Here is a 7,616-nt window from a genome sequence, read left to right on the forward strand (position 1 = left end):
TTCTGCCTTCTGTCGCGCCTCGCGAACAGGCGGCTTCTGTGCTCTTGACGGCGGTACGGGTCTGGTCGGATGCTTGAGGAAATGAACGTTCGTACCATCGAGGGCGTCGTCGCAGTGGTTAATCGTCGACGACCGACAGAGGAGCTGCCATGATCGCCCCGGATGACGTCACCCTGCCGAAACCGTGCTCGATAGCCGTTCTTGGCTGCGGCCTGATGGGTTCGAGTGTCGCCCGCGCGCTTGCCGCTTCGGACCATGCCGTCAGAGTCTGGAATCGCACGTCAGAGAAGGCCCGGGCGCTGGAGGACACGCCAGGCATCGTGGCGGCGGATTCGCCGGCAGACGCTTGCCGCCACGCCGACCTCGTCGTGAGCGTCTTGGAGGGGTACGACGTCGTCCGCGAGCTGCTGCTCGATGTGCCAGATCTGCGGGGAGGGACCTTTGTGAACCTGACCACCGGCGTCCGCGGGGATGCTCGCGACATGCAGCAGCGTGTGGAGTCCGCCGCTGCCCGCTACTTGGAGGGCACGGTGCTCAGCTACCCGCAGAACATCGGCACTCCCCAGGGGTTGATCGTGTATTCCGGACCGAGCGAGGTCTTCAGTGAGCACCGCCATGTATTGATGGCGCTGGGGGGAGCATCGAGGCACGTCTCGACCGAGATCGGCGGGGCGAACGTGTGCGCGGTGGTCAGCGCCTTCTTCATCGCAGCGCTCACGGCATTGGCCGAGTCGATGACCTACTTGACTGACAACGGTATTGGACTGGCCGATGCCGAGGCGTGCGCGCAGTCGCTGATTGACCGCCTCTCGTGGCAGGCAACAGAGCTCTTGCAGGCCGTTCGCTCGGGTGACTTCCATACCGATCAGGCATCGATCGACGCGTACGCCAGCGCTGCTAGCGCCTTCCGGTTCGCGGTGAGCGAAGCCGGCCACTGTTCGACCATGCTGGCCGCCACCGAACAGGTTCTGGCGAGGGCCCAGCGGGCAGGGCTCGGCGAGTTCGCCATGGGCGCGGTCGTCCGAGCGGGTTCTCGTGGGCCCTCGGTGTGACCTACGGCCCCAGCAGAAGCAAGTGACAAGGGAATGACCGCTCGCTCAATCCGAGGCGCCATCAGGGCCCGTCCTGACCGGCCTATCCGGGTGGCGGAACGTTGCGACGCGCATGTGCGCACCAGTCATCTCGCTCGACAATGCGTTCCCCCAGATGAACGCTTGAACCCAGCTACGCGTGACACCAGCGAGCCAGAACGCGAGAGATCGATGGTGGGTAGCCGTGCGGCGAGGGATGACCGGCGGAAAGTGGAGGCTTTGGAGACAAGGGAGTCCGGATGACACACGTCATTACCGACCGCTGCGTCATGGAGGGATCATGTGTGGAGGTTTGCCCCGTCGACTGCATCCTGCCGGCGCCCCACGATGCTGACTTCGAGTCCGTCGAACAGCTTTACATCGACCCTGGCCGATGCATCGACTGCGGTTCGTGCGTCAGTGCCTGCCCGATCGGAGTGATCCGCGCCGATTCCGACCTAACGGCATACCAGGCTTACTCCATCGAGCTGAACGCCGAGTTCTACGAGCAGAGGTCGGCCGAATGACCGCCTCTCGGCCGCGGGTTGCAGTCATAGGGGCGGGCCCGGCGGGGGCTTTCACCGCTTCGCTCCTGCGCACGCGATGTGACGTCGAGGTGGACATCTTCGAGCGCCTTCCCACGCCGTGGGGGTTGTTGCGCTACGGCGTTGCTCCCGATCACACCGAGATTAAGACGCTGGCGGACCGATTCGAGAAGGAGACTTTCGGCCGCGGCTGCCGGTTCATCGGGAACGTCGAGGTCGGCACAGACGTTTCGCACGCAGAGCTGACCAACCACTACACCGCCGTGTTCTATGCCACCGGCGCCCAGCATGACCGCCCTTTAGGTCTGCTTGGCGAGGAACGATCCGGCAGTCTGTCCGCACGTGAGTTCGTGTTCTGGTACAACGGGCATCCAGATTACCGTGACCTCCATGTGGATCTGTCCGGCGAGCGGGCGGTCGTCGTAGGAAATGGCAACGTCGCCGCGGACGTTGCTCGCATCCTCGTCCGGGATCCGGACGAGTTGAGTTGCACCGACATTGCTGAACATGCGTTGCACGCCCTGCGTCACAGCGCGATACGCGAAGTCGTCATCCTGGGACGTCGTGGCCCCGGGCAAGCTGCGTTCTCGCATGCGGCGTTGCGAGAACTCAGCGAGTTGGCGGGTGTCGAGCTCTGCGTAGACCCGGCGGATCTGGCGCTCGACGCTGCCTCGAGCCGGTGGCTCGCGGAGGAAGCCTCCTTCACAGCGCGAAGGAACGTCGAGCTACTCAGGCACCTTGCCGACCGTCGCCCTGAACCGGGTCCTGACCGACGGATCACCCTCAAATTCCTGCGCTCCCCGGCGGCGCTCAATGGCAGCGATCGAATCGAGTCGCTCGTTGTGCGACGAAACGAGATCGGCCACGTCGAAGCGGATCGACTACGAGGGTGGGAGAGCGTGGGGGAGGAGGAGACCTTGGACTGCAGTCTGATCTTGCGCGCCGTCGGCTACCGGAGCGGGCCGGTGTCCGGCCTTCCCTTCGACGAAGAACGCTGCGTGCTCCCCAATGATCGCGGGCGAGTGATGCAGGACGGGGCGACGTTGGTCGGCGTTTACGCCGTCGGTTGGCTCAAACGCGGTCCGAAGGGGATCCTCGGCAGCAACAAGCGCGACGCGGAGGAGACGGTGACCCGATTCGCTGCAGACCTCGACTCGGGCATTCTTCCGATAAGGCCGACACACTCGAGCAGCCAGCTCGACCAATGGGTGGCCTCCCGCAAGCCAACGTCGATCACCGTCGAAGGCTGGCACGCCATCGACCGATATGAGCGCGAGCGCGGTCAAGCCGGCAATCGGCCACGACTCAAGCTCACCTCACTTTCTGATCTGCTTGCGACAGCCTCCGGCGTTGTGGGGTGAGCGCGAGATCGCCGCTGGTTTGTAGCGAGGTCAAGCAGCAGATCTAGAACGTCTTGAACAAGCGCATCAGCTCACGCTAGAGAGACGCCGAATGTCGCGGTTGCTCGGCGTGACACAGATCGACTCCTCGGCATCGCCCGCCGTCGGGTCGCGCGCCCTGCATACCCGCCGTGTGAGCCGGCGCGACATCGAGCTCTTCACCGACATCACCGGCGACTGAAACCCGATCCACGACGACGGCGACCTCGCCGCGCGGTCACGGTTCGGCGGCATCGTCGTCCAGGGCGGCGTGACCGCCGTCCGGACCGACAAGCCCGTGACGACCCTGGCCACCACCATCACCAACCAGGACGCGTCGTCGTGCTCGACGGGACCGCCGTGGTGTGGCGAGACCCGGTCATGGCATGCGAGTTGTCAGTGAACGGTCGCGAATGACTGCGCGGAGTCTCAACTTGCTGCATACGTTGTTCGCCCGGCGAACTGGCTGATGGGGCTTGCCGTCACGCTGGGTGGGTGACGGCCGGACTCAGCCAGCTCGACGCAACACCACAGGGCGGATCGGGGGCTCAGACAGAGCCGGTGAACCTGCCCAGGATGCCTCTTGCCGCTCAGGTTGGGAAGCCCGCTGATCAGAGATACCCCAGTTGCGTGGCGCGGTCTGAGTTTTGGACCATCAGCTTGCGGCGTCGACGCCCGAGAGCGTGCGCCGCGCCAGGTGTCACCCCAACCCGTGATCCCTAAGCGCTAGTGATGCCGTTCCCGCATGTCGCGCAGAATCTCCTGGGCGGCGTTGTGTCCGGAGAGTCCTGAGACGTAGAGCGCCGGCCAAGTTCCGTTGCTACACAGGTAGAGGCCGTGCACGGGGCCGCGATAGTCACTGTGGCCGGCAGCCGGGCGCCAATCGAAGGCGCGGGCGGCCGTCAGGTTTCCGTGAAGTGCGTGTCCCTCCAGGAGCCCGAAGTCGGTCTCCAGATCGGATGGCGTGAGGTAGCGGACGTCTTCGACGATCTGGTCAAGGTTCGAGATGTGCGGCGTGAGCGCATTGATGACGTGCTTCGCCCACGCGTCGCCCTGGTCTTCCCAGTTGCCGTCTGAAAGGTGGTACGGAGCGTAGGACACCGACAGGCTCATGACGTGGCAGCCCTCGGGCGCGAGGGTGGGGTCTGCCGCTGTCTGGACGAGTCCGTACACAATGGGAGCGCCGCTCCAGTCGCCACGGCCGGCCGCCTCAAAACCCTGCTGCATCTCTGCGAGGCTCATGCCTATCCGGAAACCGCACCGGCTGAGGAGCCGGTTCTCCTCCGAATCTTTGGCGCACACGAATTGGGGAAGGTCGTTCAGGGCAACGTGCACCTTTGCCATGCAGCCTGCCATGGTGAGGGCGTCGAACCGGGCGCGGATCTCCGGATCGACCTCGTCGGCGGGAAGCAGTCTCGTGATGGTCGTCTTCGGGTTGATGGCTGACACGATGACCGGTGCGCGGTACTCCTCACCGGTGGTGAGGACTACACCGTTCACCCCTGCCGGTCCGACGGTGATCGATTCCACCAAGCACTCGGTTCGTAGGTGGCCGCCTCGGGCCTCGAATGCTCGGGCCAGGGCCTGGGTGATGGCGCCCATTCCTCCGATCGGGGCTCGGGAGGCAAACTCGGCTGAGGCGGCGATCTTCGGTCGATTCCGCACCGAGCTGCTGCCTCGATAGAGCGCTCGGTGGAAGAGCTGGAATGCCGAACCGGGGGTCTCTGGTCCCAGGAAGTTGCCCGAAGCGGCCAGCATGGCGAGTGAGGCTTGCAGCTCTTCGGAGGCGAGGTGCTCACGGACGAGGTCGCCCGCGCTGCCGAACATCACCTTGGAGAACAATTCCCGGTGCGCCGGTGTTTTGGGACGCGCCGCGATCTCGGCGAACGAGGGTGGCGGACCGAAGTATCCGACGTCGAGGACCTTGGCCAGCTCCATTAGCTGGTCCTGGAGGGCGCGTTGTGCGTCGAAGTCCCCCACGGCGAACTGGTCGAACTCGCGACGGACATCGCTCTCGCGTGGCCAGGAGACGACTCGGCGGCCCTCGGAGAATGAGATGAACGAACTGGGTTTGAGCGGCTCGGTCCAAGCAAGCCCGTGCCGCTCCAATTCGAGATCGACCAATATCTTTGGCTCGAAGTTGTGTGCTGAGTTAGCTACCAAGTTCCCGCGCATCCCAGGGAACAGTTCCGCGGTGGTGCACAGTCCGCCTACTGTGTCTCGCTGCTCGAGGATCAGTACGTCGAGACCAGCGCCGGCGAGGTAGGCGCCCGCGACCAGCCCGTTGTGGCCGGCGCCGACGATGATGACGTCGTAAGAACGCCCCGTCTCGGGATGGTTCATCGATCGGTCCAGGTCGTGTAGATGTCGGTAATGGTCTCGTGCACCTCGATGAGCAGGTCCTGTCCGGCCGGGAGGACGTAGGTGTCGCCCGCCCGAGCGTCGATGACATCTCCACCTTCGGGTTGGATGGTCACGCGTCCGGAAAGCAGGTGGGTGAACTCCTCGGCTTCGAGGGTGAAGCGGAATACGCCGGGTGTGCAGGTGAAGAGGCCAACCAGCGTGCGCCCGTCCGGGGTCAGGTAGAGCTCGGTGCCGGCTGCTCGTGGGCTGCCCGACACAATGGCGTCACTGGGTATCGGCATATCTTTGAGGACGGCGGGTCCAGCCAGGTGCATCGATGAAGTCCTTTCACGGGGGAAGTCGTCAGCGGGGCCCGAGAGTCAGGCCACCGTCCACCACGAGGGTGTGTCCGGTTATGTACGCGGCGTCGTCAGAGCAGAGGAATGAGATGGCGGCGGCGATCTCGTGGGGCGTGCCTTCACGGCCTAGTGGGACTTGCCGTTCGACGGTGGCGCGGCGCTCGTGGTCATCCGCGAACGCGGGATCGTTGAACGGAGTGTCCACCCAGCCTGGACAGACGCAGTTGCAACGGATGCCGTGTTGAGCGTGCTCCGCCGCGACCTGCTGCGAGAAGTTGACCAGCGCCGCCTTGGAAGGGGCGTAGGGTGCCGAACCCACCTCGCCGACCAGTGCCGCGCTGGAGGCGGTGATAGAGATGACGCCGGTGCGCCGCTCGCGCATCCTCGCCAAGACGGTTTGCACCAGGACGAAACTGGACCGCGTGTTGACGGCGAAGGCTCGATCCCAGGCGTCGAGTGTCAGCGTCTGGATCTCCGAGACGATGGGAACACCCGCATTTGATACCAGGACGTCGATGGGCCCCAGAGCGGACTCCGTGCGCGCCACCGCGTCTCGGACCTGGTCGGGAACGGAGACGTCCACCACCAGTGAGACGGCGCGCGCTCCACGGGCCTCGACGCCCTGCCGGGTCTTCTCGAGTTCAGTGGCGTTGATGTCAAGGACAGCGACCGTGCCGCCCTCGGCAGCCATCCTCCACGCCACCGCTCTGCCGATCCCCGTGGCGGCGCCCGTCACCAAGCAGACCTGGCCGGCGAATCGACGCGAATCGCGCTCAGGCATATGCGCCACGGCTGGAGTGAGTTGATGCTGCGATCTCAGATGCGGCCCGCATCCCAGCGCGAACTGCAGGGTGCAGACCGCCCGAGATCCCGTAGCCCCCCCAGTCCCCGTTGGTGCCTGCTCCACCCGGGTTGTCGACGTCGACGAAGCCACACCAATCCCCAGCGAAGTGAATGGCGCCGAAAGGGGCGATCATGTCGGCCACGTAGCGATCGAAGCCGATGGCTGGCGCCGGGATCCCGTGGACCCACCGCTTGATGGAGTGAGCCACGACCTTGTGACGCGCATCAGGGTAGATCTCGATGAGATCATCGATGAAGTTCTGTGCGATCACCGCATCGGGGCGGTCGGCAAGGGCAACGGCGGATGGGCCGACAGCGATCATCTTGATGACCGAGTGCTTGTCGGCATCGTCGGTCTCCACCACGTGGTGAGTCCTTGAGTTGAGTCCCACGCTGAAACTCTTGTCCATCGTCCACAGCGCCGAGAGATCGTCCCACGACGCCGGTCCGCGATCGGCCAGCAGGGCCAGGACCTCAACGATCGGCAGGACTCGAACGGAGTCAATGGCCGAGAGTCGTCTGGACGAAAGTCCTTGCACGAGCTGTGCCGTGACCGGATGGGGTGTCGCCATCACCACATGGGCCGCGTCGAGGGTTCGTCGCTGGCCTGCGTGTCGGTAGGTGATCTCGACCCGTGAGCCCTTCTGGGCGACTGAGTGCACCAGTGCGCCGGTGATCGGTGAACGGCTCAGATGGGACGCCAAAGCCTGACCGATCATCGGTGCGCCGCCCTCGACGACCAAGAAGTCGCCCCACACAGCGGACGCTCCGCCGAACGCCGGCATACCGGTCAGCATCGAGAACGCCGAGTCTGCCTCCAAAGAGACGCCCATCTCGATTCCGGCGATTCGCCTGTAGTAGTCGAGAATCTCGTCGTGGACCGGTCCTATCCATTCGGCGCCGGAAATACTGAGCAGCTCGGGGATGCGGTCTGCGGCATGCGAGGTTCCCAGGACGTCCAAGACTTCGGCGACGCGGTTGAAGGTGCGCAGGAAGTCGGGGCGGGCTTCGGGGGAGAAGCCGAGGTCGTCGGCGAGTTGTTCGGAGGTGGACAAGGTGATGTTGCGCCCGTCGGCA

General features: G+C 64.8%; 7 protein-coding genes. 3 read left to right on the forward strand and 4 right to left on the reverse strand.

Annotation, left to right across the window (positions count from 1 at the left end):
* The first annotated feature begins 149 nt into the window (after positions 1–149).
* The 3 genes from ACYQ1K_RS04395 (at position 150) to ACYQ1K_RS04405 (ending at position 2,976) form a co-directional block, all read left to right on the forward strand.
* Positions 150–1,052, forward strand: a complete 903-nt coding sequence (locus tag ACYQ1K_RS04395) for an NAD(P)-dependent oxidoreductase (protein WP_459981590.1) — start codon at positions 150–152, stop codon at positions 1,050–1,052.
* 278 nt (positions 1,053–1,330) lie between these two features.
* Positions 1,331–1,597: a 4Fe-4S dicluster domain-containing protein gene (locus tag ACYQ1K_RS04400; protein WP_459981591.1), complete on the forward strand. Its 267-nt coding sequence runs from the start codon at positions 1,331–1,333 to the stop codon at positions 1,595–1,597.
* Complete coding sequence (locus ACYQ1K_RS04405) at positions 1,594–2,976, forward strand: FAD-dependent oxidoreductase (RefSeq protein WP_459981592.1); 1,383 nt, start codon at positions 1,594–1,596, stop codon at positions 2,974–2,976. The genes ACYQ1K_RS04400 and ACYQ1K_RS04405 overlap by 4 nt, the downstream gene beginning before the upstream one ends.
* A 744-nt stretch (positions 2,977–3,720) precedes the next feature.
* Here ACYQ1K_RS04405 and ACYQ1K_RS04410 read toward each other — a convergent pair.
* From ACYQ1K_RS04410 to ACYQ1K_RS04425, 4 genes are all read right to left on the reverse strand, one after another.
* Positions 3,721–5,337, reverse strand: coding sequence for a phytoene desaturase family protein (locus tag ACYQ1K_RS04410; RefSeq protein ID WP_459981593.1), 1,617 nt, complete (start codon positions 5,335–5,337; stop codon positions 3,721–3,723).
* On the reverse strand, positions 5,334–5,672 hold the full coding sequence (locus ACYQ1K_RS04415; RefSeq protein ID WP_459981594.1) for a cupin domain-containing protein: 339 nt from the start codon (positions 5,670–5,672) through the stop codon (positions 5,334–5,336). The genes ACYQ1K_RS04410 and ACYQ1K_RS04415 overlap by 4 nt, the downstream gene beginning before the upstream one ends.
* 28 nt (positions 5,673–5,700) lie before the next feature.
* Positions 5,701–6,477, reverse strand: coding sequence for an SDR family NAD(P)-dependent oxidoreductase (locus ACYQ1K_RS04420; protein ID WP_459981595.1), 777 nt, complete (start codon positions 6,475–6,477; stop codon positions 5,701–5,703).
* Positions 6,470–7,616, reverse strand: a 1,147-nt coding sequence (locus ACYQ1K_RS04425; protein WP_459981596.1) for an FAD-dependent oxidoreductase, incomplete at its 5' end; no start/stop codon positions are given. The genes ACYQ1K_RS04420 and ACYQ1K_RS04425, both read right to left, overlap by 8 nt.

This window comes from Nocardioides sp. AN3 (assembly GCF_054653495.1).

Bases quoted from the DNA above. Each gene is read 5' to 3' on its own strand.
- ACYQ1K_RS04395 (WP_459981590.1), top strand. From the start codon at position 150: ATGATCGCCCCGGATGACGTCACCCTGCCGAAACCGTGCTCGATAGCC.
- ACYQ1K_RS04400 (WP_459981591.1), top strand. From the start codon at position 1,331: ATGACACACGTCATTACCGACCGCTGCGTCATGGAGGGATCATGTGTG.
- ACYQ1K_RS04405 (WP_459981592.1), top strand. From the start codon at position 1,594: ATGACCGCCTCTCGGCCGCGGGTTGCAGTCATAGGGGCGGGCCCGGCG.
- ACYQ1K_RS04410 (WP_459981593.1), bottom strand. From the start codon at position 5,337: ATGAACCATCCCGAGACGGGGCGTTCTTACGACGTCATCATCGTCGGC.
- ACYQ1K_RS04415 (WP_459981594.1), bottom strand. From the start codon at position 5,672: ATGCACCTGGCTGGACCCGCCGTCCTCAAAGATATGCCGATACCCAGT.
- ACYQ1K_RS04420 (WP_459981595.1), bottom strand. From the start codon at position 6,477: ATGCCTGAGCGCGATTCGCGTCGATTCGCCGGCCAGGTCTGCTTGGTG.